Origin of the sequence: Sphingomonas profundi (assembly GCF_009739515.1) — a bacterium.
Classification (GTDB): domain Bacteria; phylum Pseudomonadota; class Alphaproteobacteria; order Sphingomonadales; family Sphingomonadaceae; genus Alterirhizorhabdus; species Alterirhizorhabdus profundi.
The window spans coordinates 1,557,311-1,583,211 of the sequence record NZ_CP046535.1 but is presented as its reverse complement, the minus strand read 5'-3'; the positions used below and the strand labels follow the sequence as shown (position 1 = coordinate 1,583,211).

At 71.0% G+C, this 25,901-nt stretch carries 29 protein-coding genes; 18 read left to right on the top strand and 11 right to left on the bottom strand.

Going from position 1 to position 25,901, the window contains the following annotated elements; translation table 11 throughout:
• Positions 1-62 precede the first annotated feature (62 nt).
• Both GNT64_RS07320 and GNT64_RS07315 read left to right on the top strand, forming a co-directional pair.
• Positions 63-260 carry a DUF4169 family protein gene (locus GNT64_RS07320; RefSeq protein WP_156678936.1) on the top strand — a complete coding sequence of 66 codons (198 nt, stop codon included), beginning with the start codon at positions 63-65 and terminating at the stop codon, positions 258-260.
• Entirely contained in the window at positions 257-874 is a 618-nt protein-coding gene (locus GNT64_RS07315) for a hypothetical protein (RefSeq protein ID WP_156678935.1), read from the top strand. Before GNT64_RS07320 ends, GNT64_RS07315 begins: the two co-directional genes overlap by 4 nt.
• Positions 875-881: 7 nt before the next feature.
• On the opposite strand, the gene GNT64_RS21510 is transcribed toward GNT64_RS07315, so the two are convergent.
• A complete protein-coding gene (locus GNT64_RS21510) occupies positions 882-1,043 on the bottom strand; it encodes a hypothetical protein (RefSeq protein ID WP_197277310.1) in 162 nt (53 codons plus the stop codon).
• Positions 1,044-1,131: 88 nt separating this feature from the next.
• Entirely contained in the window at positions 1,132-2,421 is a 1,290-nt protein-coding gene (locus GNT64_RS07310) for a bifunctional phosphopantothenoylcysteine decarboxylase/phosphopantothenate synthase (RefSeq protein WP_156681492.1), read from the bottom strand.
• 81 nt (positions 2,422-2,502) lie between these two features.
• On the opposite strand from GNT64_RS07310, the gene GNT64_RS07305 reads away from it, so the two are divergent.
• The 4 genes from GNT64_RS07305 (at position 2,503) to GNT64_RS07290 (ending at position 4,484) form a co-directional block, all read left to right on the top strand.
• Entirely contained in the window at positions 2,503-3,393 is an 891-nt protein-coding gene (locus tag GNT64_RS07305; RefSeq protein ID WP_156678934.1) for a bestrophin family protein, read from the top strand.
• Between the two features lie 196 nt (positions 3,394-3,589).
• Positions 3,590-3,796 carry a cold-shock protein gene (locus GNT64_RS07300; RefSeq protein ID WP_156678933.1) on the top strand — a complete coding sequence of 69 codons (207 nt, stop codon included), beginning with the start codon at positions 3,590-3,592 and terminating at the stop codon, positions 3,794-3,796.
• A 4-nt stretch (positions 3,797-3,800) separates the two neighbouring features.
• On the top strand, positions 3,801-4,061 hold the full coding sequence (gene infA / locus GNT64_RS07295) for a translation initiation factor IF-1 (protein ID WP_156678932.1): 261 nt from the start codon (positions 3,801-3,803) through the stop codon (positions 4,059-4,061).
• Positions 4,062-4,277: 216 nt separating this feature from the next.
• On the top strand, positions 4,278-4,484 hold the full coding sequence (locus GNT64_RS07290; protein ID WP_156678931.1) for a hypothetical protein: 207 nt from the start codon (positions 4,278-4,280) through the stop codon (positions 4,482-4,484).
• A 47-nt stretch (positions 4,485-4,531) separates the two neighbouring features.
• On the opposite strand, the gene GNT64_RS07285 is transcribed toward GNT64_RS07290, so the two are convergent.
• From GNT64_RS07285 to GNT64_RS07275, 3 genes are all read right to left on the bottom strand, one after another.
• Positions 4,532-4,885 (bottom strand): GIY-YIG nuclease family protein, encoded by a 354-nt coding sequence (locus GNT64_RS07285; protein ID WP_156678930.1) that lies wholly within the window; start codon positions 4,883-4,885, stop codon positions 4,532-4,534.
• Positions 4,886-4,985: 100 nt separating this feature from the next.
• The gene (gene ubiB / locus GNT64_RS07280) at positions 4,986-6,518 is read right to left on the bottom strand and encodes a 2-polyprenylphenol 6-hydroxylase (protein ID WP_156678929.1); all 1,533 of its coding nucleotides are present in this window, start codon (positions 6,516-6,518) and stop codon (positions 4,986-4,988) included.
• Between the two features lie 151 nt (positions 6,519-6,669).
• Positions 6,670-7,401, bottom strand: coding sequence for a class I SAM-dependent methyltransferase (locus tag GNT64_RS07275; protein ID WP_156678928.1), 732 nt, complete (start codon positions 7,399-7,401; stop codon positions 6,670-6,672).
• A gap of 56 nt (positions 7,402-7,457) precedes the next feature.
• Between GNT64_RS07275 and mutM the strand changes: the two genes are divergently transcribed.
• From mutM to dnaA, 3 genes are all read left to right on the top strand, one after another.
• Positions 7,458-8,270, top strand: coding sequence for a bifunctional DNA-formamidopyrimidine glycosylase/DNA-(apurinic or apyrimidinic site) lyase (gene mutM, locus GNT64_RS07270; protein ID WP_156678927.1), 813 nt, complete (start codon positions 7,458-7,460; stop codon positions 8,268-8,270).
• 101 nt (positions 8,271-8,371) lie between these two features.
• The gene (gene rpsT / locus GNT64_RS07265) at positions 8,372-8,635 is read left to right on the top strand and encodes a 30S ribosomal protein S20 (RefSeq protein WP_156678926.1); all 264 of its coding nucleotides are present in this window, start codon (positions 8,372-8,374) and stop codon (positions 8,633-8,635) included.
• Positions 8,636-9,038: 403 nt separating this feature from the next.
• Positions 9,039-10,469 carry a chromosomal replication initiator protein DnaA gene (gene dnaA, locus GNT64_RS07260; protein WP_197277309.1) on the top strand — a complete coding sequence of 477 codons (1,431 nt, stop codon included), beginning with the start codon at positions 9,039-9,041 and terminating at the stop codon, positions 10,467-10,469.
• A 173-nt stretch (positions 10,470-10,642) separates the two neighbouring features.
• On the opposite strand, the gene GNT64_RS07255 is transcribed toward dnaA, so the two are convergent.
• From GNT64_RS07255 to secB, 4 genes are all read right to left on the bottom strand, one after another.
• Complete coding sequence (locus tag GNT64_RS07255; protein ID WP_156678922.1) at positions 10,643-11,308, bottom strand: DUF4136 domain-containing protein; 666 nt, start codon at positions 11,306-11,308, stop codon at positions 10,643-10,645.
• Between the two features lie 137 nt (positions 11,309-11,445).
• A complete protein-coding gene (trpS, locus tag GNT64_RS07250) occupies positions 11,446-12,456 on the bottom strand; it encodes a tryptophan--tRNA ligase (protein ID WP_156678920.1) in 1,011 nt (336 codons plus the stop codon).
• A gap of 40 nt (positions 12,457-12,496) precedes the next feature.
• Positions 12,497-14,077, bottom strand: coding sequence for a murein biosynthesis integral membrane protein MurJ (gene murJ / locus GNT64_RS07245; RefSeq protein ID WP_156678918.1), 1,581 nt, complete (start codon positions 14,075-14,077; stop codon positions 12,497-12,499).
• 153 nt (positions 14,078-14,230) lie between these two features.
• Entirely contained in the window at positions 14,231-14,728 is a 498-nt protein-coding gene (gene secB, locus GNT64_RS07240) for a protein-export chaperone SecB (protein ID WP_156678916.1), read from the bottom strand.
• Between the two features lie 147 nt (positions 14,729-14,875).
• Between secB and GNT64_RS07235 the strand changes: the two genes are divergently transcribed.
• The 7 genes from GNT64_RS07235 to GNT64_RS07205 all read left to right on the top strand — a co-directional run bounded on the left by GNT64_RS07235 (position 14,876) and on the right by GNT64_RS07205 (position 22,034).
• A complete protein-coding gene (locus GNT64_RS07235; RefSeq protein WP_231639351.1) occupies positions 14,876-15,661 on the top strand; it encodes a DUF4198 domain-containing protein in 786 nt (261 codons plus the stop codon).
• Positions 15,662-15,728: 67 nt separating this feature from the next.
• Complete coding sequence (locus GNT64_RS07230; RefSeq protein ID WP_156678913.1) at positions 15,729-16,376, top strand: Tim44/TimA family putative adaptor protein; 648 nt, start codon at positions 15,729-15,731, stop codon at positions 16,374-16,376.
• On the top strand, positions 16,373-17,677 hold the full coding sequence (gene mltA, locus GNT64_RS07225; RefSeq protein ID WP_338420415.1) for a murein transglycosylase A: 1,305 nt from the start codon (positions 16,373-16,375) through the stop codon (positions 17,675-17,677). Before GNT64_RS07230 ends, mltA begins: the two co-directional genes overlap by 4 nt.
• Entirely contained in the window at positions 17,652-18,230 is a 579-nt protein-coding gene (locus GNT64_RS07220) for a Smr/MutS family protein (RefSeq protein WP_156678911.1), read from the top strand. Before mltA ends, GNT64_RS07220 begins: the two co-directional genes overlap by 26 nt.
• 67 nt (positions 18,231-18,297) lie before the next feature.
• On the top strand, positions 18,298-19,419 hold the full coding sequence (locus GNT64_RS07215; RefSeq protein WP_156678909.1) for a glycoside hydrolase family 130 protein: 1,122 nt from the start codon (positions 18,298-18,300) through the stop codon (positions 19,417-19,419).
• A complete protein-coding gene (locus GNT64_RS07210; protein WP_156678907.1) occupies positions 19,416-21,011 on the top strand; it encodes an alpha-amylase family glycosyl hydrolase in 1,596 nt (531 codons plus the stop codon). The genes GNT64_RS07215 and GNT64_RS07210 overlap by 4 nt, the downstream gene beginning before the upstream one ends.
• 9 nt (positions 21,012-21,020) lie before the next feature.
• Positions 21,021-22,034, top strand: a complete 1,014-nt coding sequence (locus GNT64_RS07205) for a glycosyltransferase family 4 protein (RefSeq protein WP_156678905.1) — start codon at positions 21,021-21,023, stop codon at positions 22,032-22,034.
• A gap of 190 nt (positions 22,035-22,224) precedes the next feature.
• On the opposite strand, the gene aroB is transcribed toward GNT64_RS07205, so the two are convergent.
• Both aroB and GNT64_RS07195 read right to left on the bottom strand, forming a co-directional pair.
• Positions 22,225-23,325 (bottom strand): 3-dehydroquinate synthase, encoded by a 1,101-nt coding sequence (aroB, locus tag GNT64_RS07200; protein WP_156678903.1) that lies wholly within the window; start codon positions 23,323-23,325, stop codon positions 22,225-22,227.
• Positions 23,322-23,861 (bottom strand): shikimate kinase, encoded by a 540-nt coding sequence (locus GNT64_RS07195; RefSeq protein ID WP_156678901.1) that lies wholly within the window; start codon positions 23,859-23,861, stop codon positions 23,322-23,324. Before GNT64_RS07195 ends, aroB begins: the two co-directional genes overlap by 4 nt.
• Here GNT64_RS07195 and GNT64_RS07190 point away from each other — a divergent pair.
• Together GNT64_RS07190 and GNT64_RS07185 are read left to right on the top strand one after the other, a co-directional pair.
• Complete coding sequence (locus GNT64_RS07190; protein WP_156678899.1) at positions 23,860-24,081, top strand: hypothetical protein; 222 nt, start codon at positions 23,860-23,862, stop codon at positions 24,079-24,081. The two genes, GNT64_RS07195 and GNT64_RS07190, sit on opposite strands and share 2 nt — an antisense overlap.
• Positions 24,062-25,885, top strand: a complete 1,824-nt coding sequence (locus tag GNT64_RS07185; protein ID WP_156678897.1) for a hypothetical protein — start codon at positions 24,062-24,064, stop codon at positions 25,883-25,885. Before GNT64_RS07190 ends, GNT64_RS07185 begins: the two co-directional genes overlap by 20 nt.
• Positions 25,886-25,901: the final 16 nt, after the last annotated feature.

Sequence of the window (25,901 nt, the reverse complement as noted above, 5' to 3'; positions counted from 1 at the left end):
CGTGCGACGTGCCCCGCACGCGCCCCATCGACAATCGGCGCGGCGGGGATCAGGATCGGAACATGGGTGAAATCATCAACCTGCGCCGCGCGCGCAAGGCCCGCGCGCGTGATCGGGCAGTCGACACGGCGGCCGCCAACCGCGCCCTGCACGGACGGACGAAGGCGGAGCGGACGGCGGCGGAGATCGAGCGGCGGCGACAGGCGGCGCTGCTCGACGGCGCGGCGATCGCCCGCGAGGATGAGGGCGGCACGCCATGAGGCGGGCGCATCGCTATGGTGCCGGGCGCATAGCGGCATCGGCCGGCAGGCTGGCGGGGTGTCTCGGCATGCTCATGCTCTCGGCGCAGGTCGCGGTCGCTCGGCCGGCGGAGCCCGGCGAGCCGGCGGCCACCGGCTGCGCAGCCATGGCGATGCTGCCGCTGACGGTTGCGGGCGGGCGCACCTACCGCATCGGCGCGGTCGCCTCCGGCAGTTCGTGCGCCGCCGCCAACGTCACCCTCACGGTGCGCGGGCCGGCTGGCGCGGTGCTGCTGACGGTGGCGTCCGCCGCCGCCGATCTGCCGATGATCTTCGGTGAGGCGACGACCCCGGCGGCGATGACGGCCGCCCTGCGCCGCTGGATCGCCCAGCCGCCGGGCCGCACTATGCGCGACCTGCCGGGCTGGGAGGCGGGCAGGGACGAGCCGGCGGAGGGCACCCGCCTGTTCCATCCCGAGCCGCTGATCAGCCGCACGCATTACGCCGAACTGCGGAAATGGGGCCAGCCGATCCTGTGCTTCCTGTCGGGCGCGGCGGGCGAGGCGTGCTACGCGCTCGATCCCAAGACCGACGCGCTGACCCTGCTCGGCACCCGCCCGCTGCTGCCCGGCTGAGGCGCGCTCAGCCGGCCTTCTTCGCCTTGTAATAGGCGTAGCCGGCGCCGGCGATCGCGCCGATCACCGGGCCGACGAACGGCACGGGGATGGCGATGACGGCGCCGATCGCGGCATGCTTGGCCATGCTCTTGCCGAGCGGCTTCGGGGTCGTCGTGGTGGCGTTCATGATCGGGTTCCTCGGTTAAGGACGATGGTCCTGACCGCCGACGAACGCCCCGCCTCGCGATCGGCTCCGCCGTCGTGAAACGCGGGCGTCAGGCGCGCGTCCGGCCGATCGCAGCGGCGATGCGATCGGCCAGCCGGGTCGCCACCTGCTCCTTCGGCAGCTCCTCCCAGCTTTCCACCCCGTCGGCGGTGACGATGTGGACGGTGTTGGCGGCCCCGCCCATCACGTCGCCCGAGACATCGTTGGCGACGATCCAGTCGGCGCCCTTGCGCGCCCGCTTGGCGATGGCATGCGGCACCACATCGTGCGTTTCGGCGGCGAAGCCGATCAGCAGCGGCGGCCGGCGCGGATCGCGGGCGAGACCGGCGAGGATGTCCGGATTCTCGACCAGCGCGAGCGGGGGCGGCGCGCCGTCGCCCGTCTTCTTCAGCTTGCGCTCGCCCACGTCGGCCACCCGCCAGTCGGCGACGGCGGCGACCATCACCGCCGCGTCGGCCGGCAGGGCCGCCGCCACCGCCGCCGCCATCTCGCGCGCCGTCTCCACGTCGATGCGGGCGACGCCCGGCGGCGTGGGCAGCGCCACCGGCCCGGCGACGAGGGACACGCGGGCGCCGAGCGCCGCCAGCGCCGCCGCGATCGCGAAGCCCTGCCGGCCGGACGATCGGTTGGCGATGTAGCGCACCGGATCGATCGGCTCATGCGTCGGCCCGGCGGTGACGAGGATGTGGCGGCCGGCGAGAGGGAGGCGCCCCTCGACTTCGCTCGGGGCGGGGGGGAGGCGCCCCTCGACTTCGCTCGGGGTGGGGGAAGGGGTGGGAGGAGAGGTGGAAGGCGACAGGCGTGCCAGAGCCTCGGCGATGGCGGCCATGATCGCCTCGGGCTGCGGCAGGCGGCCGGGGCCGTATTCGCCGCACGCCATCGCGCCCTCGTCCGGCTCCAGCACCGTCACGCCGTCGCCGCGCAGGGCCGCCACGTTGCGGCGGGTGGCGGCGTGGCGCCACATCCGCACGTTCATCGCCGGCGCCGCCAGCACCGGCTTGTCGGTGGCGAGCAGCAGGGTGGTGGCGAGATCGTCGGCGATGCCGGCCGCCATCCGCGCCAGCAGATCCGCCGTCGCCGGGCAGACGACGACCAGATCGGCCTGACGGCTGAGCTGGATATGACCCATCTCCGCCTCGTCCTTCAGATCCCACAGGCTGGTGTGGACCGGCTGCTCGGACAGGGCGGCCAGCGTCATCGGCGTGACGAAGTGGGCGCCGCCCGCCGTCAGCACGCAGCGCACGGTGGCGCCCGCCTTGCGGATCAGGCGGATCAACTCGCACGCCTTGTAGGCCGCGATCCCGCCGCCGACGATCAGAAGGATGCGCGCGCCCTGCATACCCGCCGTCATGGCGAAGCATTGGCGCGGATGCAACAAACCGGCGGCGCGGGAGTATGCCCAGCGCGAAAGGGGACAGGCGTGATCATTCCTAACATTCCGAGCATGGGCCGCATCATCCGAGAGGTGCACACGCCGCTGCTCGCCTTGTTCGTGTGGGACGTGATCGTCACCGTATCCTATTACGCGCTGCCGTTCCGCGCGCCCTCGCTGCCGCTCACCCTGTTCGGCTCGGCGGTGGCGCTGTTCCTCGGCTTCCGGGTCAACTCCGTCTATCAGCGCTGGTGGGAGGGGCGGGTGCTGTGGGGCGCGATGATCAACGCCTCGCGCAGCCTGGTGCGTGGCGCCAACGCCTTCATCGATCCCGACGCGGCGGAAGCGCGCGACCTGAAGCGGACGATCGCGCTGCGCCAGATCGCCTATGTCCACGGGCTGCGCTGCCAGCTGCGCCGCGAGGATCCCGCGCCCGAGGTGCTGCGCTTCCTCTCGCCGCCGGAGGCGGAGGAGGGGCTCGGCCGGCGCAACCCGGCCAACGGCCTGCTCGACGGAACGGCGCGGCGCATCGCCGAGGCGCAGCGCGCCGGCCGCATCGACACGATCCAGCAATCCCGCCTGGAGAGCGTGCTGATCGACATCGCCAACGCCCAGGGCGGCATGGAGCGGCTGAAGAACACGCCGCTGCCCTACCAGTACCGCTTCTTCCCCGCTCTGTTCGCCCGCCTGTTCTGCGTGCTGCTGCCGATCGGGCTGGTCGAGACGCTGGGCTGGGCGACGCCGATCGGCTCGACGGTGGCGGGGCTGATGTTCCTCGCCATCCTCCAGATCGGCGACGATCTCGTCGATCCGTTCGCCGGCACGGTGCACGACGTGCCGCTGACGGCGATGTGCCGCACGATCGAGATCGACCTGCTGGAGGCGATCGGCGATCCCGCGCCCGCGCCGCTGGCGGTGGTGAAGGGGGTGCTCTGGTAAAGCGGCCGTGCCGGCCGGCGCGCGGCCAATATCGCGGATCGCGCATTGACTATTCCGGCACGCTCCCTATGTTGAAACTGCTGACGTCGCTGCGACGGAATGTCTCGCGGTCGCGCGCTGATCCTTCCCTTTCACGCTTCCATGCTCCGCCGGGCGCCTGCCTTGCGGGAACCATTTCCGTGAAAGGAAAATCATCATGCCGACAGGCACAGTCAAATTCTTCAACAGCGACAAGGGCTATGGCTTCATCGCCAACGAGGACGGCACGGGCGACAGCTTCGTCCACATCTCCGCCGTCGAGCGCGCCGGCATGGCGACGCTGGACAAGGACCAGCGCGTCAGCTTCGAGCTTGAGACGGATCGTCGCGGCAAGCAGTCCGCCGTCAACCTCCAGCCGGCCTGATCGCTTGGCGAAGGAGGAACTCCTCACCTTCGACGGCCAGATCGACGAGATCCTTCCCGACGGACGCTTCCGCGTGCGCCTGGAGAACGATCACGCGATCATCGCCTATACGGCCGGACGGATGCGGCGAAACCGCATCCGCTCGGTCGTGGGCGACAAGGTGCAGGTCGAGATGACCCCCTATGATCTGACCAAGGGCCGGATCATCTTCCGTGAGCGGACGCCCGGCGTCGGCCCCAGCCAGCGCCGCACCTTCCGCCGCTAACCCATCGCGCGACTTCCGCGCGCCAAAGGACAACATGCTCACTACTATAGACACTAGCGTAAAGACCTATCCCGTTTCCCGTTCTGACCGCCGGCCGCGTCCGGCCAGCCCGCCGGCCCTGTCGCGCACCGACTATCGCCGGATGGTGGCCGAGATCCTCGGCTGATCCCGCCCGCGGCCATCGCGGCCGCACCCTCGACCGCATCGGAGCACGCCATGTCCGTATCCAGCGACTTCTATCTGGCCCGCGCCGACGAATGCGCGCGCGAGGCCGAGGCGGCGAAACTGGACAATGTCCGCGAGCGCAGCCTGCGCTCCGAAGCGGCCTGGCGCTCCATGGCCGACCGCCTGATCCGCAGTGACGCCATGCGCGACACGCTGGCGGCCGAGAAGGCCGCCGGGCGAAGCGAGGCGGCGGAGTAGTGGCGAGGCGCCTTCCGTTAACGCGTACTTGCAATCTCAGATCAGCGTCACCCCGGCCTTGTGCCGGGGCCCACCGCCCGGCTTGCTGACAGATTTAGCGGTTCCAGTCCGATCTGCTGTCCGAGATCGTTCCACGCCGGGTTCTCGCGTTCGATCAGATTGCGCTTCCAGTCACGCCGGTAGCGCTTGAGCTGCTTTTCGCGCGCGATCGCGCCATCCATCGTCGCGATCATCTCGAAATAGACGAGGCGGCGGATGCCATGCACCGCGGTAAAACCACTAAACGCGCCGACACGATGCTGGACGACACGCCGGACGAGATCAGACGTAACACCCACATAGAGCGTACCATTATAGCCGCTTGCCAGAATATAGACGCAGGGGCTCCGCTCGTCGTTCACTGCCAGCGGATGCCGTCAGGTAGGCCCCGGCACAAGGCCGGGGTGACGGAAAGGAAGCGCAGCTGTCCACCGGAGCCTACCACCTCACCTTTTTGCACCCTCACCCCGCCAGCCACATCCCCAGCGCGCCCGCGATCGCCGCGCCCAGCGCCACCGCCGCGTAGCGCCAGCCGCCGCCGATGCGCACCACCTGCACCTCGCGCAGGGGCGGCGGGGGTGGGGCGGCGCCTTCGGGGGGGAAGCGGGCCTCGATGCGGCGGACGAGGTCGGGCAGGCCCGCCAGCGTCCGCATGTCGGTGATGATGCGGTCGGCGATGGCCGCCTCCGGCCCCAGTTCCGAGCGCAGCCACTCGCGGACGAACGGGCTCGCCGTGTCCCACATGTTGATGTCGGGATCGAGCGCGGTGGCGACGCCCTCCACCATCACCATCGTCTTCTGGAGCAGCAGCAGGTGTGGCTGGGTCGGCATGTCGAAGTCGCGGGTGATGCCGAACAGGCCGTCCAGCATCTGGCCGATCGAGATGTCCTTCACCGCCAGCCCGCGGATCGGCTCGCCCACGGCGCGCAGCGCGGTGGTGAACTCGGCGAGGTTGTGGTGCGGCGGCACATAGCCCGCCTCGAAGTGAATTTCCGCCACGCGCCGGTAATTGCCGGTGATGAGGCCGTAAAGGATCTCCGCCAGCCACACCCGGGCGCGCCGGTCGATCCGGCCCATGATGCCGAAGTCGATCGCGGCGAGATCGCCGTTGGGCAGGGCGAACAGATTGCCCTGATGCATGTCGGCGTGGAAGAATCCTTCCGCGATCGCCTGCCGCAGGAAGGCGCGGACGAGGCGGGCGGCGAGCGCCCGCGGATCGTGGCCGGCGGCGATCAGCGCGGCGCGGTTGGAGAGCTTGATGCCGTCGATCCACTCCAGGGTCATCACCCGGCGGGCGGTGCGGCCCCAGTCGATCGCGGGCACGCGGAAGCCGGGCTCCGCCGTCATCGCCTCGGCCAGTTCGGAGGCGGAAGCGGCCTCGCGCCGCAGGTCCAGCTCGCGCAGGGTCCACTGGCGGAAGGTGGCGATCACCAGGCGCGGCCGCAGCCGGGCGAGCTCGCCGCCCATCGCCTCCACCTGCGCCGCCGCCCACTCATAGGTTTCCAGCGCGCGGGCGAAATCCTCCTCCACGCCGGGGCGCAGCACCTTCACCGCCACCGCGCGCCCCTCGATGGTGACGGCGCGATGCACCTGCGCGATGGAGGCGGCGCCGACCGCCTGCTCGTCGAACGAGGCGAACATCGCCTCGATCGGCTTGCCAAGGGCGAGTTCCACCGCGGCGCGGATCTGGCCGAACGGCACCGGCGGCAGCGCATCCTGGAGGCGGAAGAGATCGTTCGCTGCATCCTCGCCGACCAGATCGGGGCGGGTGGCCAGCGCCTGGCCAAGCTTGATCGCCGCCGGCCCGATCGATTCGAACGCCTCGGCATAGCGCGGCTGCGCCGGCACGCGCGCGCCGATGCGGGCGATGCGCACGAGGCGGCGGACCGGCGGCGGCGTCAGCGGATCGCGCTCGATGCCGGTCAGCGCGCCGTGGCGGGCGAGGGTGCGTCCCCACTTCAGCAACCGCCAGAGATGGACGACGGGCGAGGTCATCGCGATTCTCCCCCGCGAAGGGGAGGGCGGCCGTCCGCAGGATGGTGGAGTGGGCAGGCGGCAAGGTGCAGCGGCAGCGTGTGCCGCGCTCCCCCTCCACCACGCTGCGCGCGGTCCCCCTCCCCGCGTCGGGGAGGATCGGCGGGTGCCATCAGATCTTCCAGCCGCTGTGGATCGCGACGAGGCCGCCTAGGATCGGCTCGGCGGCGACCCGCGCGAAGCCGGCCGTCTCGATCATCGCGGCGAAGCGCGGCATGTCGGGAAAGCGGCGGATCGACTCGATCAGGTAGCGGTAGCTGTCCTCGTCACCGGCCAGCAGCTTGCCGAGCTTCGGCACCAGCCGGTGCGAATAGACATCGTAGATGTCGGCGAAGCCCGGCCACAAAGTGGTGGAGAATTCCAGGCAGAAGAAGCGGCCGCCGCGCTTCAGCACGCGGTGCGCCTCCGCCAGCGCGCGATCGATGTGGGTGACGTTACGGATGCCGAAGGCGATCGTGTAGGCGTCGAAGCGCCGCTCTCCGAAGCTCAGCGTTTCGGCATTCTCCTCGGCCCAGATCAGGCCGGCGATGTGGCGGCTCGCCGCGCGCTGCATGCCGACCTCCAGCATGGCCGGGTTGATGTCCGCCACCGTCACCTGCGCGCCGCCCTGCGCCAGGCGGAAGGCGATGTCGCCGGTGCCGCCCGCCATGTCGAGAATGGCCTCGCCCTCGCGCGGCTTCACCCGGCGGACGAAGCGATCCTTCCACAGGCGGTGCATGCCCCCGGACATCGCATCGTTCATCAGATCGTAGCGGCCGGCCACGCTGCGGAAGACCTCGCCGACCTTCGCGGTCTTCTCGGTCGCGGGCACGTCGGCATAGCCGAAGGAAACGGTGTCGCTCATGCCGCGGGCTGTAGCCGGGCCTTGCCGGGCGGGCAAACCGAACCTAGCTGAAAACCATGCCCGAACTGCCAGAAGTCGAGACGACCGTGCGCGGTCTGCGCCCGGTGATCGAGGGGCAGCGGCTGACCAATGTGGAGCCGCGCCGCGCCGACTTGCGCCGCGCCATCCCGGCGGACCTGCGCCAGCGGCTGACCGGGGCGACGGTGACGGCCCTGTCGCGTCGCGCCAAATACGGGCTGATCGATACGGATCGCGGCGATACGCTGATCTTCCACCTCGGCATGTCCGGCCGCTGGCGGATTGATCCGGCGGAAATCGGCAGGCACGATCACCTGCTGATCGACACGGAGGCCGGGCGGCGGCTGGCGCTGACCGATCCGCGCCGCTTCGGCTCGCTCGATCTGGTCGAGACGGCGGCCGTGGCGGACTTCCCGGCGTTCCGCGTTCTGGGGCCGGAGCCGCTGGGGCCGCACTTCACCGCCGCTCACCTGAAGCGCGCGTTCGCCAACCGGGTGGCGCCGGTGAAGCCGCTGCTGCTGGATCAGCGGATCGTCGCCGGCCTGGGCAACATCTACGTGTGCGAGGCGCTGCACGTGGCGCGGATCGATCCGGCGAAGCCCGCCGGGTCGATCGGCCGCGCCCCGCTCGCCCGGCTGGTGGAGGCGGTGCGGCTGGTGCTGGAGGCGGCGATCACGGCGGGCGGATCCACCCTGCGCGATTATGCGCGGCCGGACGGGGAGCTCGGCTATTTCTCCAAGCAGTTCCTGGTCTACGGCCGCGAGGGGGACGCCTGCGCCTGCGGGCGGCCGGTGCTGCGGCGGGTGGAAGGCGGCCGCTCCACCTTCTACTGCGCGCGCTGCCAGCGTTGAGGGAGGGGCTTGAACGAATCGCGCTTCCGTGTATGAAGCCGGCTTCCCGGTGCGGAGGCTTTCCGCGCCGTTTTCCTTTATTGAGATTTTGAGGGACGAGCATGGCGAACACGCCGCAGGCAAAGAAGCGCATCCGCCGCAACGATCGTCGCGCGGAGATCAACGGTGCGCGCGTCAGCCGCATCCGCACCTTCGTCAAGAAGGTGGAGCTCGCGCTGACCGCCGGCGACAAGGACGCCGCCACCGCCGCTTTGGCGCTGGCCCAGCCGGAGCTGTTCCGCGGCGTCTCCAAGGGCGTGATCCACAAGAACACCGCCTCGCGCAAATATGCCCGCCTCTCCAAGCGCGTTTCCGCGCTCGGCTGAGCGGCCGCGACACGCCCGATGAAGCGACCCGCCGGAGCGATCCGGCGGGTTTTTTCATGCCCGCCGTCGCCGCTTCGGAAAGGCGAGGATTCCCCACGATTCGGCGTTAACCCTCCAGCATGCCTGTCGATAAAGCCGAGCGATTTCAGTTAATTACGGCCCGTGACGGAATTACGCGGGTTCCGCTGTCAAGAGCCTTTATTTCGTCTCGGTGACAGAAGGCCCCCTTGATCGGGCCGTCGCCAGCTTCCAGAACAGCCGTCCGGCCGGGGTTCGCCCCAGCCGTTACACGAATCAGCGATCGGATGCCCCGGCGGCCCCTTGCCACCGGGCTGGGGACGATTTTGTCCTGCGAACGTCGGGTATCGGTGGGTGCGGGGGGCGTGCTGGAGTGGTGAAACCTGTGAGGCGTGAGGACGAGGACGAGGTTGGCCCGTGCCCGTACCAGGCGGCGTGGGAGGCGGTGCGGACGGGGCTGAAGCGCAGCATCGGCGCGCGCACCTTCGACGGCTGGCTGAAGCCGCTGACCCTGACCGGCTATGACGACGCCGACGGCATCGTCCACCTGGCCGCCCCTTCCGATTTCATGGCGACGTGGGTGGACACGCATTTCGCCGAACCGCTGCTGGCGGCATGGCGCGGCATGCTGCCGCAGGTGACGCGGGTGGCGGTGGCGGCCGCCACCGGCGCGGGCCGGCCGGCGCTGTTCGCCGTGGCGGAGATCGACGGGGCCGAGATCGCCGCGCCGGAGCCCGCGAACGCGGCGCCCGCGATGCCGGCACCGCTCGCGCCGTCGGAGGCAGCCGCACCCAGCAGCAGCTTCGAGTCGCGCTACAGCTTCGACGCGTTCGTCGTCGGCAAGGCCAATGAGGTGGCCTACAATGCCGCGCGGACGATGGCCGAGGGCGGCACGCTGGGCTTCAACCCCCTGTTCCTCCACGGCGGCACCGGCCTCGGCAAGACGCACCTGATGCATGCGATGGGGCAGGAATTCCTCGCCCGCCAGCCGGGCGCCTGCGTGATCTACATGTCGGCCGAGAAGTTCATGTACGAGTTCGTCGCCGCGATGCGGGCGAAGGACACGCACAGCTTCAAGGCCAGGCTGCGCGCCGCCGACGTGCTGATGATCGACGACGTGCAGTTCATCGCCGGCAAGGAATCGACGCAGGAAGAATTCTTCCACACGATGAACGAGATCATCTCCGCCGGGCGGCGGCTGGTGATCACCGCCGATCGGTCGCCGCAGGATCTCGACGGGATCGAGAGCCGCATCCTCTCCCGCCTGTCCTGGGGGCTGGTGGCGGACGTGAACCCGGCCGATTTCGAGCTGCGGCTGAACATCCTGCTGAAGAAGCTGGAGGGACTGCCGCAGATCAGCGTGCCGCAGGAGGTGGTGATGTTCCTCGCCCGCCGCATCAGCGCCAATGTGCGCGAGCTGGAGGGGGCGCTGAACCGCGTCGTCGCCTATGCGATGCTGACGGGCCGCGCGATCGACATGGAGTTCGTGCAGGAGACGCTGGCCGATCTGCTGCGCGCCACCCAGCGGCGCATCACGATCGACGAGATCCAGCGTCGCGTGTGCGACCATTATCGTATCAAGCAGACCGAGATGAGCAGCGCCCGCCGCGCGCGCGAGGTCGCCCGGCCGCGTCAGGTGGCGATGTACCTCGCCAAGCAGCTGACCCCGCGCTCGCTGCCCGAGATCGGCCGTCGCTTCGGCGGTCGCGACCATACGACCGTGATCCACGCGGTGAAGCAGATCGAGAAGCTGCGTGCGATCGACGCGGAACTCGACGCCGACGTGCGGCTGCTGACACGGCAGCTGGAGGGCTGATCGGAGGCTGCCGCGTCCCAAGCTTGGCTCTGGGGCGACGCGCACCGGCGCGCGGTGCCTGACGTTCCGATCGAACGAACCGCCTGCGGGTATCCTGGATTAAATACAGGATGACGCGCATGAAAAAGGCGGGCCGCCCCGCTTGCGCCGGGCGGCCCGCCTGAATCCCAACCTCAGCCGGCTTTCGGGGGCGGCGGCACGCTGATGCGCACCTCCTCGCCCGAGCGGCCGGGGAAGCCAGTGAAGATCGCCTCGACGAGGTTGGGCACCAGATAGGGCAGGCTGTCGTCGCGCGAGCGAGCCTTGGCCTTGCCCTCGAACAGGCGCTGGCCGTCGGCCGTGCGGCTGATCGTCATGTCGAGGAAGCTGGTATAATAGGTATAGCTGCTGACGTCCGGATAGCCGCCGAACAGGAAGGGATCGTTCCAGCCGTAGTAAAAGGGCCGGCGGAAGCCGCCATAGCCGAAGCCGCCGAACCCACCGTAGCCGCCCCAGCCGCCATAACCGCCCCAGCCGCCGAAGCCCGGCGTGCTGACGACCTTCTCGTGACCGTTGTCGACGCCATAATCGAGCATGACGACGAAGGAGGCGCTGCGCCCTTCCGCTGCGGGCTGATAGCCCTGCTGCACCAGCCGCTGGCTGACCATCGAGGCATATTGCGCGAACTCGAGCCCGCCCTGGTTGCGCGGATCGCGCGCCTGCACGACGAAGGTCTGCCCGTTGGGCGCGGGCATCGCCTGGAAACGGGCGACATCGGCGCGGAAGGGCGTGGCGCAGGCGCCGAGCGCGAGCAGGGCGAGGGGGGTCGCAAGTGTCAGGACGCGGGTACGAAGCGACATGGCCGATGACCTTTATGGCGGGCCACCGCCCGCATGTTAACGACAGGCAGCCTTCCACATTCCGGCTGAACATCCCTTGAACGCGTAGTGAACGCGGCGGTTGCGTACACCCAATCTGGGATGAGCCGTGCCGTTCGTCAATCGCGCAGGCCGAGCGCGCGATAGGCGGCGGCCAGGGTGGGGGCGGCGGCCTCGCGCGCCTTCCCCGCGCCCAGCGCCAGCAGCCGGTCTAGCTCGGCGGGGTCGTCGCGCAACGCAACCAGCCGCGCCCGCACCGGGCCGAGCGTGGCGACGAGCAGGTCCGCCAGCGCCGGTTTGAACGCGCCGAAGCCCCGGCCGGCGAACTCGCCGAGCACGTCCGCCGCCGTCCGCTCCGCCAGCGCCGCGTAGATGCCGACGAGGTTGCGCGCTTCCGGCCGGTCGGCCAGCTCGGCCGGACCGTCCGGCAGCGGCGCCGGATCGGTCTTCGCCTTGCGGATCTTCTGCACGATCATGTCGGCATCGTCGACGAGGTTGATCCGGCTCATGTCCGACGGATCGGACTTGGACATCTTGGCCGTACCCTCGCGCAGGGACATGATGCGGGCGGCCGCCGGCGCGATGATCGGCTCGGGCAGGGTGAACAGGTCCACCGCGAAATCGGTGTTGAACTTGGTCGCGATGTCCCGAGCCAGCTCCAGATGCTGCTTCTGGTCCTCGCCCACCGGCACGTGCGTGGCCTGGTAGAGCAGCACGTCGGCCGCCTGCAGCACCGGATAGGCGAACAGGCCGATCGAGGCGCCCTCGCGGTTCTTGCCCGATTTCTCCTTGAACTGGGTCATGCGGTTCAGCCAGCCGATGCGGGCCGTGCCGTTCAGCAGCCATGCGAGTTCCGGGTGGGCCGGCACCTGCGCCTGGCTGAACAGCACCGATCGGTGCGGATCGATGCCGGCGGCGATCAGCGCGGCCGCCATCTCCCGCACGTTGGCGCGCAGCGCGGCGGGATCGTTGTGCACGGTGATCGCGTGCAGATCCGCCAGGAAGAAGAAGCAGCGGCTGTCGCCCGCCATGGCATCCTGCATGCGCACCCAGTTGCGGATCGCGCCGAGATAATTGCCGAGGTGCAGGTTGCCGGTCGGCTGGATGCCGGAGACGATGCGCTGGATCATAGCCGCGCCTCCTGTCCGCCGCCGGGGCGATCGTCAACCCTCAGTGGCGGCGGCGGACCTGCGCCTTCAGCTCGGCCAGGCTGTACGCGCGGAGAGCGAAGGCGGCGGCGAAATACACCGCCGCGCCCAGCGCCATCATCAGCCCGAGCGCCACGATGCGGCCGAGCAGCGGGCCGGCGGCGCGGGCATCGACCAGCGGGTTCAGCGCCAGCAGCAGCGCCGCCATGATCGCGGTGGCGCCGGCCAGCTTCAGCGTGCGCCCCTTCAGCCGCGCGTCCGCCGCGAAATGGCCGCGCCGGTGCAGCGTCGCGTACAGCAGGGCGACGTTGACCCAGGCCGACACCGCCGTGGAGAGGGCGAGGCCGACATGCGCCAGCGGCCAGACGAGGACGAGGTTCAGCGTCAGGTTCACCAGCATCGCCACCAGCGCGATCCGCACCGGCGTGCGCGTGTCCGCCCGCGCGTAGAAGCCGGGCGTCAGCACCTTGATGAGCACGTAGGCGGGCAGGCCCAGCGAGAAGGCGGAGAGGGCGGCGGCGGTGGCGGCGCTGTCCTGCGGCGAGAAGGCGCCGTGCTGCAGCAGCGCGCGGATGATCGGTTCGGCCGAAACCATCAGCGCGGCGGTGGCCGGCAGGGTGAGAAGCAGCGAGAGCTCGATCGCGCGGTTCTGCGTGGCGGCGGCGGCGGCATCGTCGCCCCCGCCGATCTGGCGCGAGAGCAGGGGCAGGATCGCGGTGCCGACGCCGATGCCGATCAGGCCCAGCGGCAGCTGGTTCAGCCGATCGGCATAATAGAGGTAGGAGACGGAGCCCTGCGGCAGGAAGCGCGCGGCCAGCGTGGTGGAGATCAGCAGGTTGAACTGCACCGCGCCGGCGCCGATCGCGGCCGGCATGATGACCTTCAGCAGCGCCTTCACCTGCGGCGTGAGGCGCGGCACCTTCAGCCGCAGCACCACGCCGGCCCGCCGGCACGCCCACACCAGCCAGCCGAGCTGCAGCACCCCCGACACGGTGACGGCGATCGCCTGCGTGCGCGCGGTATCGATCTCGCTGTAGCCGCGGAAGAACAGCAGGCCGGCGATCAGGCAGAGGTTCAGCAGCACCGGCGCCGCCGCGTTCACCCAGAAGCGGTTCAGCGAATTGAGGATGCCGCCGAGCAGCGACACGAGCGAGATCAGCATCAGATAGGGGAAGGTGATGCGGGTATATTGCGTCGCCAGCGCCAGCTTGTCCGGCCCGCCATCGGGGAAGCCGCCGGTCATCGCCCACACGATCGGGCCGGCGGCGATCATCATCGCGGCGGTGAACAGGATCAGGATCGGCAGCAGTACCGAGAGCACGTCCTCGGCGAAGCGGATGCCGGCGGGCAGGCCGGCGCGGCGATCGCCCCCCGCCTCGGCCTTGGCGATCGTGCGGTTGAACATCGGCACGAAGGCGGAGGCGAAGGCGCCCTCGGCGAACAGTGCGCGGAACAGGTTGGGCAGCCGCCACGCGATCAGAAACGCATCGGAGGCGAACCCCGCGCCGACGAAGCGCGCCATCAGCATGTCCCGCACGAAGCCCAGGATGCGGCTGACGAGCGTGAGGCCGCCGATGGTGGCTGTGTTGCGGACGAGGCTCATGATCTGGTTCCTCCCGGACCGGGGAGGGGGACCGGCGCAGCCGGTGGAGGGGGAGAGCGGCGACGCCCGTCCTCTCGGTCAGCGTACAGCCGCGCTCCCCCTCCACCACCCTGCGGGCGGTCCCCTCCCCGTACCGGGAGGAACGTCACTGTCTCAGGCCTCGCCGGCGGGTTCGGCGTTCACCAGCGCGGCATCCTGCGCCTGCTGCATGTAGAGCGCGCCGAAATCGATCGGCTCCAGCAGCAGCGGCGGAAAGTTGCCGTCGCGGATGGCGTCCGCCAGCACGCGGCGGGCGAAGGGGAACAGCAGGCGCGGCGCCTCGGCCAGCAGGAAGGGCTGGATCTGGTCCTCCGGCACGTTGCGGATGCCGAACAGGCCGGCATAGACGAGCTCGACCTGGAACGCCGTCTTGTCGGCGGACATGGCAGAGACCTCCACCTTCAGCGCCACCTCATGCACATCGTCGCCCACGGTCTGCGCGCCGATGTTGAACTGCACGTCGATGCGCGGCTGGCCCTGCCACTGGTAGACGGCCGGCGCGTTCGGGTTCTCGAACGAGAGATCCTTCACATATTGGGCGATCATGCCGACCTGCGGCAGCGTATCCTCGCCATTGCCGGTCTGATCGGCGCTGAACTGCTCGTCGGCCATGCTGCTTCGTCCTGATCCAATGCGGTGGGCGCGCGCTACCAGCGCAGGCAGGCGAGAGCAATGGGGCGAAGCGCCCTTGCCCGCGCCGGCCGCCTTCGCCACTCCGCTAACGGTAACGGACGGGGGAAGGCGATGCGCCGGGCGGCGATGACGATCATGCTGGGCCTGCTCGCCATGCCGGCGGCGGCGCACGATTTCTGGATCGATCTGCCGCGCTACCGGCAGGAGTCCGGCCGACCCTTCGCGATCGCGTTCCTGATCGGCGATGCCGGCGCTAGCGAGCCGTGGGAGACGCGCTGGCGACGGATCGTCTCGCTGCGCAGCTACGGCCCGGCCGGCGTGGCGGACCAGCAGGCGGGCATCCGCGAGACCGCCGGCACCACCGGCGGCGGCGCCTCCGTCACGCTGGGCGAGGCGGGCACGCACGTGATCGCGTTTGAGAGCCAGCAGGCCGAGAACGACATTTCGGCGGCCGAGTTCAACGCCTATGCCGCGCATGAGGGGCTCGCCCCGGCGATCGCGTGGCGCGAGGCGCACGGGCAGACGAAGGCGCGCGGGCGCGAGCTCTATGCGCGGCGGGCCAAGGCGCTGGTGCAGATCGGCGGCACCCCCACCGACGACGCCACCCGCCGGATCGGCCAGACGCTGGAGATCGTGCCGGAGCGCAACCCCTATGCCCTTGCCCCGCGCGATCCGCTGGTGGTGCGCGTCTACTATCACGGCGTACCGCTGGCGGGCGCCAGCGTGGTGCTGGAACGACTCGACGGGCAGCATGCGCACGGCACCCCGGTGATCAGCGACGCGGCCGGCCGCGTCGCCTTCCCGCCGCCGGGGCCGGGGCGGTGGCGAGTAGGCACGGTGTGGACCCAGCCGATCGAGCATCCCCGTGCGGAGTTCGACACGATCTTCGCCAGCCTCACCTTCGGCACCTGATCCGTCATCGCCGTTTGAAAGATGGCGCGGCTCCCCCTATGTAACCTCCAGAAACATTGGAGGCCCGGTGGTCGAGATCATTATCCTGGCGATGATTTTCCTGTTCGTGGGCCTCCGGCTGTGGAGCGTCCTCGGCCGTCGCACGGGGCATGAGCAGCCGATCGCCAAGCCGGTGGAGGTGCAGGCGCCCTCCGCCACGATCAGCCGCCCGACCGCGGACGTGCCGCCGTCGCCCGCCCTGGCCGAGCCGGCGATCGAGCCGCGCGCGACGGATGGCGTCCGCGCGATCGCGGCGGCGGATTCGTCGTTCGACGTCGCCCGCTTCCTGGAAGGGGCGCAGGCCGCCTACCGCATGGTGCTGGAAGCCTATTGGCGCGGCGACGTGGACGAGCTTGGCCGGCTTGCCGATGATGGCGTGCGCCAGGCCTTCGCCCAGGCGATCGAGGAGCGGCGGGTCGCCGGCCACGTGCTCGACAACCGGCTGGTCGCGATCGAGCGGGCGGTGATCGAGCGCGCCGCGCTCTCCGGCCAGATGGCCAGCGTCACGGTGCGGTTCGACGCCGACATCGCCGCCGTGACCCGCGACGCCGACGGCGAGGCGATCGCCGGATCGCTGACCGACGCGATCGAGACGCACGACGTGTGGACGTTCAGCCGCCACGTCCGCTCCGACGACCCCAACTGGATCCTGGTCGAAACCGACGAGGCGGCGTGAGTCGCGCCCGGTTCGCCGGCGTCGCGCTGGCGGCGCTGGCTCTCGCCGGATGCGTCGGGCCGGGCGAGCGCTCGGCCGCGCCGCCACCGCCGAGCGAGCGGCCCGCCGCATCGACCGCACCCGCGACGCCGGTGTTCGCCGAGATCAGGCCGCCGGTTCGCGGCGCGCATCCGCTGCCGGAACCGCCGACGCCGCTTGTGGACATGCCGGTGGGCGATCGTGCCGCGGTGCTCGGCGTGCGGCCCGGGCCGCCCGTGCCTTCTCTCGGCATCCAGCCCGACGAGGCGCGCGCCGCGCTGGCCGCCTTTCGCCTGTCCTGCCCGTCGCTCGTGCGGCGCACCGATGCGAGCGGGCTGACGCGCGGCGAGGATTGGCGACCGGCCTGCGCCGCCGCGCCCGGCTGGCGCGACGGGGACGCCGCCGCGTTCTTCGCGCGCTATTTCGAAACGGCGGTGGTCGGCGCGGGCACCGCCTTCGCCACCGGCTATTACGAGCCCGAGATCGCCGGATCGCGCGATCGCCGCCCCGGCTACGACGTGCCGATCTACCGCCGCCCGCCCGATCTGATCGAGGCGGACCTGGGCCTGTTCGCGCCGGACCTGAAAGGCCGCAAGGTGCGCGGGCAGGCGAAGGACGGCAAGCTGCTGCTCTATCCCGATCGCGCCGCGATCGTGCGCGGGGCGATTGCCGGGCGCGGGCTGGAACTCGCCTGGGCGGCCGACCCGATCGAGTTCTTCTTCCTGCAGGTGCAGGGATCGGGCCGGCTGCGCCTGCCGGACGGGCGCGTGATGCGTATCGGCTATGACAGCCAGAACGGCCGCGACTATGTCGGCATCGGCGCGCTGATGAAGGGGCGCGGGCTGCTGGAGCCCGGCCAGTCCTCGATGCAGGGGATCATGGCGTGGCTGCGCGCGCACCCGGAGGAGGGGCGGGCGATCATGGACGAGAACAAGTCGTTCGTGTTCTTCCGCGAGCTGACCGGCGGCGGCCCGATCGGCGCGATGGGCGTGCCGGTGACGGGGCGAACGAGCGTGGCGGCAGACCCTGCCTTCGTGCCGCTGGGCGCGCCGCTGTTCGTGGCGCTCGATCGCGGCGAGGCGAGCGGGCTATGGGTGGCGCAGGATACCGGCGGGGCGATCAAGGGCGCCAACCGCTTCGATACCTTCTGGGGTGCTGGCGAAGAGGCACGGCGGATCGCCGGCGGCATGTCCGGCCGGGGGCAGGCGTGGCTGCTGCTGCCGATCGGCACCGTCGCGCGGCTGACGGGGGCGGGTTATGACGGGCCGGCATCTCGACCCTGAGGAGCGCGCGCTGTGGCGGCGCGTGACGGAGAGCGTGCGGCCGATCGCCCGCGCCCGGCCGACCGCCGCGAAGCCGAAGGGTCCGCCGGCGGCGGCACCGCCCGCCCCGATGCCGACGCCGGCCAGGCGCCTGGGCCGAGTGCCGCCGCCGCTGCCGCCCCGGCTGTCCGCGCAGCCGGCGCCGGTGCCGGACACGCTGGACGGCGGGTGGGACAGGCGGCTGCGGCGCGGGCTGGTGGCGCCCGATCGCACGATCGACCTGCATGGTCACACGCTCGCCACCGCCCACAACGCGCTGGACGCCGAACTGGCCCGCGCGATCGCGATGGAGGCGCGGCTGCTGCTGCTGGTGACGGGCCGGCCGCCGCGCGAGCGCGCCCGTAGCGCCGGTGGCGAGGAGCGACCGCGCGGCGCCATCCGCGCCTCGATCGGCGACTGGCTCTCCGGCTCCCGCTTCGCCGATCGCATCGCGGCCGTGCGCAACGCCCATCCACGGCATGGCGGCGCGGGTGCGCTCTACGTGGTGCTCAGGCGGCGGCGGGAGGTGCGATAGGCGGCCCGCCGGCCGGAACGCCCGCGTCACGATCGCGTTACCCGCACCGCGACCGCGGGAGCATGGCATGTTCGAGGGCGACGATTATCTGATCTTCGGCCCGCAGGACGTGGATCTGTCGCGCTCGCCGCTGCGGCCGTCGCTGGCGACTGACACCTATGTGCTGGGCGCCTTCAATCCGGGCTTCGCGCGGCTGGGCAACGGTAATCTGCTGATGATGGTGCGCGTGGCGGAGGCGCTGAGCGAGCCGGTGGTGGACGGCCACGTCCGCGCGATCCGCTGGACGGCGGACGGCTACGTGCTCGACGCGCACGACCTGGCGGCGGTGGACATGAGCGATCCGCGCCAGTTCGCCATTCGCGGCCGCCCGTACCGGCAGCTGGCGCTCACCTCGCTTTCCTGGCTGCTGCCGGTGGAGCTGACGCCGGACGGGCGCACGATCATCGCCGTCCACTATGATCGGGCGATCGCCCCGGGCGAGACATGGCAGGATTACGGCATCGAGGATGCGCGCATCACCCGCATCGGCGAGATCTGGTACATGACGGCCTGCACGGTGAGCGCCGAACGCCACGCGACCGCGCTCTACACCTCGCCGGACGGGGTCGACTGGGATCTGCAGGGCATCGTGCTGGATCACCAGAACAAGGACATGATCCTGTTCGAGGGCAAGGTGGGCGGCCGCTTCATGGCGCTGACGCGTCCGCTCGGCGAGCTCTACTTCGCCTATCCGCCGGGCAGCGACCATGCCGGCGGCCCGGCGATCAACCTGGCGGCATCGCCGGACGCGCTGCACTGGAAGCCGCTCGACCGGCCGGGTCTGCGGCCGCGCGCGGGCTCCACCTCGAACATGAAGCTCGGTGGCGGCAGCCAGCCGATCCGTACCGACGCCGGCTGGCTGATGCTGTATCACGGCGTGGAGACGCGTGGCACGGTGGGCATCTACCGCACTTTCTGGGCGGTGCTGGATGCCGACGATCCGACCCGCGTGGTGCGGCTGGAGGACGGCGTGCCGCTGCTGGAGGCGAACCCGGCGCTGACCGCGCCGATCGCCGACCGGATGTACCTGCCGACCCCGGTGGTGTTCACGACCGGCATCGTCGATGCGGGCGACCATTATATCGTCGCGTCCGGCGAGGCCGATCTCGCCTGCCGCATCACCCACATCCCGAAGGCGCGCTTCGCGTGACGTGGTGGCGCCAGGCGGTATTCTACCAGATCTATCCGCGCTCCTTTCAGGACAGCGACGGCGACGGCATCGGCGACCTGCGGGGCATCGCCGGCCGGCTCGACTATCTCGCCGGCCTGGGCGTGGATGCGATCTGGATCTCGCCGCTCTACCCCTCGCCGATGGCCGATTTCGGCTATGACGTGGCGGACTATCGCGACGTCGATCCCCGCTTCGGCACGCTCGCCGATTTCGATGCGCTGCTGGCGGCGGCGCATGGGCGGGGCCTGCGCGTGCTGCTCGATTTCGTGCCGAACCACAGTTCGGACCAGCATCCGTGGTTCGTCGCCAGCCGATCCTCGCGGCAGCACGCCAAGCGGGACTGGTATATCTGGCGCGATCCGGCGCCGGGCGGCGGGCCGCCGAACAACTGGATCAGCGACTTCGGCGGGTCGGCGTGGGAGTATGACGCGGCCAGCGGCCAATATTACAGTCACGCGTTCCTCAAGGAGCAGCCCGACCTCAACTGGCGCAACCCGGAGGTGGTGGCGGCCATGCACGACGTGCTGCGCTTCTGGTTCGATCGCGGGGTGGACGGCTTTCGCATCGACGTGCTGTGGCACATGGTGAAGGCGGCCGACTTCGCCGACAATCCGCCCAATCCGGCGTGGCGGCCCGGCATGGCCGACATGCTGCGCGTGCTGCAGACCCGATCGACCGACCAGCCGGAGATCCACGCCGTCGCCGCCGATCTCCGCCGCATCGCCGATACGGCCGGGGAGCGTGTGCTGATCGGTGAGATCTACCTGCCGCTGGACAGGCTGATGACCTATTACGGCACGGCGGATATGCCCGGCGTGCACCTGCCGTTCAACTTCTCGCTGATCGACGCTCCGTGGGATGCGGCCGGCCTCGCCCGCCTGATCGCCGATTACGAGGCGGCGCTACCGCCCGGCGGCTGGCCGAACTGGGTGCTGGGCAATCACGACCGGCCACGCATCGCCACCCGCGTCGGCCCGGCGCAGGCGCGCGTCGCGGCGATGCTGCTGCTGACCTTGCGCGGCACGCCGACGCTCTATTATGGCGACGAACTGGGGCTGACGGACGTGGCGATCCCGCCCGAACGGGTGCAGGATCCGCGCGAGCTGCGGGAACCCGGCCTCGGTCTCAACCGCGATCCGGTGCGCACCCCGATGGCGTGGGACGGGGGGCCGGGCGCCGGCTTCACCACCGGCGATCCGTGGCTGCCGCTGCACGACGACGCGGCGACGCGCAACGTGGCGGCGCAGGCGGCGGATGCGGGATCGATGCTGTCGCTCGTTCGCGATCTGCTGGCGCTGCGGCGCGCGCATCCGGCGCTGTCGCTCGGCGCGCTGGAGGGCGTGTCCGGCGAGGACGACGTGCTGCGCTACGAGCGGAGCGATGGCGGCGAGCGGCTGATCGTGGCGCTGAACCTCTCCGCCGGGGAGCGGCGGTTCGCACTGCCGGACCATGTCGGCATGCCGCGGCTGCTGCTCTCCACCGTGCCGCCGTGGCGCACCGGCGGAGAGGATGGCGACGGCCGCACGATCCTGCTGGCGCCGGACGAGGGCGTCGTGCTGCTCGACGAATAGGAAAAGATCATGCGTATCGCGATGCTCGCGCCGATCTCCTGGCGCACCCCGCCGCGCCATTATGGCCCGTGGGAACTCGTCACCAGCCTGCTGACCGAGGCGCTGGTCGCGCGCGGAGTGGACGTGACCCTGTTCGCCACGCAGGATTCGCACACCGCGGGCACCCTGGCCGGCGTGTGCCCGGCGCCCTATTCGGAAGATCCCTCGATCGACGCCAAGGTGTGGGAGACGCTGCATGTCGCCCACGTGTTCGAGCGGGCGGGCGAGTTCGATCTGATCCACAACCAGGCCGATTTCGTGCCGCTGGCCTTTTCGCGGCTGGTGGATACGCCGATGGTGACGACGATCCACGGCTTCGGCACCACGCCGGAGCGGGTGCTGCCGCCGTGGCGCGCGTATCAGGATCGCGTCGCCTATGTCGCGATCAGCGATGCCGACCGGGCGGAGGGGCTGCATTATGCCGCGACGATCCACCACGGCATCCCGGTCGAGGATTTCCGCTTCGATCCGGTGGGCAGCGACGACCTGCTGTTCTTCGGCCGCATCCACCCCGACAAGGGCGCGGCGGAGGCGATCGCGGCGGCGTCGCGGACGGGTCGGCGGCTGGTGATGGCCGGCATCGTGCAGGACGAGGGCTATTTCGCGCGGCAGGTGGAGCCCGCGATCGACGGCGACCGGGTGGTCTATGCCGGGGCGGTGGGCGGCGAGGAGCGGGTGCGCATGCTGGGCGCGGCGCGCGCGCTGCTGCACCTCATCAACTTCGACGAGCCGTTCGGCCTCTCGGTGGTCGAGGCGCTCGCCTCCGGCACGCCGGTGATTGCGACGCGGCGCGGATCGATGCCCGAACTGATCGACCACGGCGTGACCGGCTTCCTCGTCGAGAGCGTCGACGAGGCGGTGGCGGCGATCGACCGCCTCGGCGAGATCGACCGCGCCGCATGCCGCCGCGCAGTGGAGGAGCGATTCTCGGTCGACCGGATGGCCGACCGATATCTGGCGCTGTACCGCAGCCTGATCGGTTAGCGCGTACCGACATTCAGCGGATGAAGCCGGTTTGACTTGGCTTTGTGCAAGCCGCTCATCCTGAGGAGCCATTGAGCCTGTCGAAATGGCGTCTCGAAGGATTTGGGAAGTTCTTCGAGACGGGTCTTCGCCTCCGCTCAGACCCTCCTCAGGATAAGCGGACATGCAAAAAGCTGAATGTCGATCGAGCTTAGGCTTCCTCATCCAGGAAGGCCGTCACGTCAGCCAGCGCCACGTCTTTCGCCAGAAACGTGCGGCCGATGCCGCGGGCGAGGAGGAAGGGGAGGCGGCCGCCATCCATCTTCTTGTCGTGGGCCATGTGGGCGACCAGGGTGGCGCCGTCCGCATCGATGCCGCAGTCGGCCAAGGTGACGGGCAGGCCGGTGGCGCGCAGATGCGCCGTCACCCGCGCCGCATCGCCGGGCGGGCAGAGGCCGGCGCAGGCGGAGAAGCGAAAGGCCAGCGCGATGCCGGCGGCGACGGCCTCGCCGTGCAGCAGCCGGTCCGAGAAGCCGGTCTCCGCCTCCAGCGCATGGCCGAAGGTGTGGCCGAGGTTCAGCAGCGCGCGGGTGCCGCTGGTCTCGCGCTCGTCCGCCGCCACGATCGCGGCCTTGGCGGCGACGCTGTGGGCGATCGCGCTGGCCCGCGCGGCGGGATCGCCGGCGAGCAGGGCCGCGGCGTTCGCCTCGCACCAGGCGAAGAAGGCGGCGTCGTCGATCAGGCCGTACTTCACCACCTCGGCATAGCCGGCGCGCACCTCCCGCTGCGGCAGGGTATCGAGCGTGGTCGGATCGATCAGCACGAAGCCGGGCTGGTGGAAGGCGCCGATCAGGTTCTTGCCGGCGGCGCTGTTGATCGCCGTCTTGCCGCCAACCGACGAATCGACCTGGGCGAGCAATGTCGTCGGCACCTGCACGAAGCCGCAGCCGCGCTTCAGGATGGCGGCGGCGAAGCCCACGAGATCGCCGATCACGCCGCCGCCGAGCGCCACCACATGATCGCCGCGCTCTATGCCCCGGGCCAGCATCGCATCGGTGAGGGCGGCGAGCTGCGCCCAGCTCTTGGTGCCCTCGCCGGGCGGCAGGACCTCGACCGACACGGCCAGCCCGGCCCCGTCCAGCGCGGCGCGCAGGCGGCCGAGCTGCGCCGCCGCCACGTTGCCGTCGGTGACGACGAGCACCCGACCGCGCCGGATGTACGGCGCGAGCAGCGTGCCGGCGCGATCGAGCGCGCCGTCCTCGATCAGTATGTCGTAGCCGCGGCCTTCGAGAGCGACGGTGATGGTCGTCATGGAGCGAGCGCCTTCAGGATCGATTCGACCGCCGCCTCGTGCGGCAGCGGCTGGCTGCGGACGTGGATGGGGGCCAGCGCGTAGACGGGATTGCGGACGGCGGCGAGTTCCCCCAGCACGATACGCGGATCGCGGTCCTTGAGCAGCGGCCGCCCGTCGCGCCGGCCGACACGCTCCGCCAGCACGTCGAGATCGGCGTCCAGCCAGATCGCGGTCGCCCGCTCCAGGATCAGCGCGCGCGTCTCCTCCTGCATGAAGGCGCCGCCGCCGGTGGCGATCACCTTGGCGCGGCCATCGATCAGGCGGGCGATCACCCGCCGCTCGCCATCGCGGAACTCCGCCTCGCCGAACCGCTCGAAGATCTCGCTGATGGTGAGGCCGGCGGCCTGCTCGATCTCGTGATCGGCATCGACGAAGGGCAGGTGCAGCCGCGCCGCCAGCCGCTTGCCGACCGTCGATTTGCCCACGCCCATCAGCCCCACCAGCACGATGGGGCGCTTGCGGAGCGGGAACGGGGCGCTAAGGCTGTGCGACATGGCGGCGGGGCTATACACAGTGCCGCCGCGTCGGGCAAAAGCCGCCACACGGTTTGATCCGGCCAAGGCCCAAGGAAGCACAATGCCGCGTTTCTTCATCATCCTGATCCTGATCCTCGTCGCGATCGTGGCGCTGATCGCCGTGATGGCGACGGTGAACACCGAAGTGCCGCCGCAGCGTGTGGAAAAGGCGATGCTGAATGAAGCGGCCGCCAAATAAGCGGCTGGCGGCGCTGCTCGGCGGGGCGGCGCTGATCGGCCTGGGCGGCGTCGCGCTCGGCCAGTCCGCCGCGCCCGAATCGCTGCTGCCGCCCGGGTTCGGCGATCCGGCACCACCGCCGTCGCAACCGGCGGCGCCGCGCCCCGGCGCGGATGCGGCGCCCGCCGGCGCGCCGGCCGACCTGCTGCCGCCTGTCGCCTTGGCGCCGCCGCCGGGCGAGGCGGATGCGGTGCCGGGCGAGGACGAGGCGCTCACCGACGCGGAGGAGACGCCGCCCGAGGAGCTGGAACTGCCGGACTATGCGCGGCGGTCGGTCGCGGCCGTCGGCCCGCTGGACGGCACGGAACTGGGGCTGGGCGGCGATCCGTTCGGCGGCGCGAACGGGCGATTCCTGGCCGGGCTGATGCGGCGGCTGGACGCGCCGCTGCCCTCGCGCTGGGAGGCGATGCTGCTGCGCCGCGCGCTGATGGCGCGCACGCCGGCGCCGCGGCTGATCGATCCGGTCGACTGGGTGGCGGAACGGGCGTGGCTGCTGCTGCGGCTGGGCGAGGCCGATGCCGCGCGGATGCTGGTGCAGTCGGTCGACGTCGATCGCTACACGCCGCGCATGTTCCAGATCGCGATGCAGTCGGCTCTCGCCTCGGCGGATCCGGCGGGCCTCTGCGCCATCGCCGCCCCCGGCGCCGCCACCAGCGGCGAGGCCGCCTGGCAGCTGGCGACGGCGATCTGCGACGGCCTGTCCGGCGAGGCGGCGACATCGGGCGCGCTGATCGATCACGCGCGGCAGAAGAAGCTGGCCGGCGGCATCGACCTGCTGCTGGCGGAAAAGGTGATCGGGGCCGGGGTGAACGGCCGGCGCGCCATCAACATCGAGTGGGACGGTGTGGAGCGGCTGAACGCATGGCGTTTCGGCCTGGCCAGCGCCGTCGGGCTGGCGATACCCGATCCGCTGTTCATGACGGTGGGGCCGCAGGTGCAGGCGTGGCGCGCCCGCGCGCCGATGCTGGCGCCGCAGCAGCGGGTGATGCCGGCGCGAATCGCGGCGGCGCTGGGCGTGTTCTCCAGCGCCGCGCTGGTCGACCTGTACGGTGCGATCGCCGACCAGACCGACCCTTCCGACATCGACCAGACCGATGCCGGGCGCCTGCGCGTGGCCTATGTGGGGGCGGACGCCGCCACCCGCATCCAGGCGCTGCGCACGCTGTGGAGCGGCGCACGGGGCGCGCGCGATCGCTACGCCGCGGCGATCCTGACGGCGCGGGCGGCGGCCCGCATCGCGCCCGATCCGGCGCTGGCCGACGAGGCCGGGGCGCTGGTTGGGGCGATGCTCTCCGCCGGGCTCGATCGGCAGGCCGCGCGCTGGGCGCCGGTGGTAAGCGCGATGTCCGGCGGGGCGGGCGATGCCGCCTGGGCGATCCTGGCCGTGGGCGCGGAGCAGCCGGCAGTGGATACCGGCGCCGGGCGGGTGGCCGACTTCGCCGGGCGGGCCGGCGGCCGGCGGGCGCAGCTGATCGTGGCGGCGCTGGCCGGGCTCGGCCGGCTCGCGCCCGCGCAGGCGGAGCGGCTGGCGCAGGCGAACGGCCTGTCGCTGACGCAGGAGGATCGCTGGAGCCGCGCGCTGGATCTGGCGGCGAACGGCGGGCAGACCGGCACCGTGGCGCTGCTGGTCGCCACCGGCATGCAGACGCGCGGCTGGGGCGGGGTGCCGGCGCATTATCTCTACCGCATGGTCTCGGCGCTGCGCCGCGTGGGGCTGGAGGGCGAGGCGCGGATGATCGCCGCCGAGGCGATGACGCGATCGTGAGGCCGGCGTGACGCAC

What these genes read in the sequence shown, in the direction of transcription:
- GNT64_RS07220 (WP_156678911.1), top strand. Translation starts at nt 17,652, where the DNA reads ATGACGGGCCGGCATCTCGACCCTGAGGAGCGCGCGCTGTGGCGGCGC.
- GNT64_RS07275 (WP_156678928.1), bottom strand. Translation starts at nt 7,401, where the DNA reads ATGAGCGACACCGTTTCCTTCGGCTATGCCGACGTGCCCGCGACCGAG.
- murJ (WP_156678918.1), bottom strand. Translation starts at nt 14,077, where the DNA reads ATGAGCCTCGTCCGCAACACAGCCACCATCGGCGGCCTCACGCTCGTC.
- GNT64_RS21510 (WP_197277310.1), bottom strand. Translation starts at nt 1,043, where the DNA reads ATGAACGCCACCACGACGACCCCGAAGCCGCTCGGCAAGAGCATGGCC.
- GNT64_RS07190 (WP_156678899.1), top strand. Translation starts at nt 23,860, where the DNA reads ATGGCGGCGGGGCTATACACAGTGCCGCCGCGTCGGGCAAAAGCCGCC.
- GNT64_RS07315 (WP_156678935.1), top strand. Translation starts at nt 257, where the DNA reads ATGAGGCGGGCGCATCGCTATGGTGCCGGGCGCATAGCGGCATCGGCC.
- GNT64_RS07185 (WP_156678897.1), top strand. Translation starts at nt 24,062, where the DNA reads ATGAAGCGGCCGCCAAATAAGCGGCTGGCGGCGCTGCTCGGCGGGGCG.
- ubiB (WP_156678929.1), bottom strand. Translation starts at nt 6,518, where the DNA reads ATGACCTCGCCCGTCGTCCATCTCTGGCGGTTGCTGAAGTGGGGACGC.
- GNT64_RS07195 (WP_156678901.1), bottom strand. Translation starts at nt 23,861, where the DNA reads ATGTCGCACAGCCTTAGCGCCCCGTTCCCGCTCCGCAAGCGCCCCATC.
- GNT64_RS07290 (WP_156678931.1), top strand. Translation starts at nt 4,278, where the DNA reads ATGTCCGTATCCAGCGACTTCTATCTGGCCCGCGCCGACGAATGCGCG.
- GNT64_RS07205 (WP_156678905.1), top strand. Translation starts at nt 21,021, where the DNA reads ATGCGTATCGCGATGCTCGCGCCGATCTCCTGGCGCACCCCGCCGCGC.
- GNT64_RS07320 (WP_156678936.1), top strand. Translation starts at nt 63, where the DNA reads ATGGGTGAAATCATCAACCTGCGCCGCGCGCGCAAGGCCCGCGCGCGT.
- GNT64_RS07255 (WP_156678922.1), bottom strand. Translation starts at nt 11,308, where the DNA reads ATGTCGCTTCGTACCCGCGTCCTGACACTTGCGACCCCCCTCGCCCTG.
- trpS (WP_156678920.1), bottom strand. Translation starts at nt 12,456, where the DNA reads ATGATCCAGCGCATCGTCTCCGGCATCCAGCCGACCGGCAACCTGCAC.
- GNT64_RS07310 (WP_156681492.1), bottom strand. Translation starts at nt 2,421, where the DNA reads ATGCAGGGCGCGCGCATCCTTCTGATCGTCGGCGGCGGGATCGCGGCC.
- GNT64_RS07300 (WP_156678933.1), top strand. Translation starts at nt 3,590, where the DNA reads ATGCCGACAGGCACAGTCAAATTCTTCAACAGCGACAAGGGCTATGGC.
- secB (WP_156678916.1), bottom strand. Translation starts at nt 14,728, where the DNA reads ATGGCCGACGAGCAGTTCAGCGCCGATCAGACCGGCAATGGCGAGGAT.
- GNT64_RS07215 (WP_156678909.1), top strand. Translation starts at nt 18,298, where the DNA reads ATGTTCGAGGGCGACGATTATCTGATCTTCGGCCCGCAGGACGTGGAT.
- mutM (WP_156678927.1), top strand. Translation starts at nt 7,458, where the DNA reads ATGCCCGAACTGCCAGAAGTCGAGACGACCGTGCGCGGTCTGCGCCCG.
- aroB (WP_156678903.1), bottom strand. Translation starts at nt 23,325, where the DNA reads ATGACGACCATCACCGTCGCTCTCGAAGGCCGCGGCTACGACATACTG.
- GNT64_RS07235 (WP_231639351.1), top strand. Translation starts at nt 14,876, where the DNA reads ATGACGATCATGCTGGGCCTGCTCGCCATGCCGGCGGCGGCGCACGAT.
- rpsT (WP_156678926.1), top strand. Translation starts at nt 8,372, where the DNA reads ATGGCGAACACGCCGCAGGCAAAGAAGCGCATCCGCCGCAACGATCGT.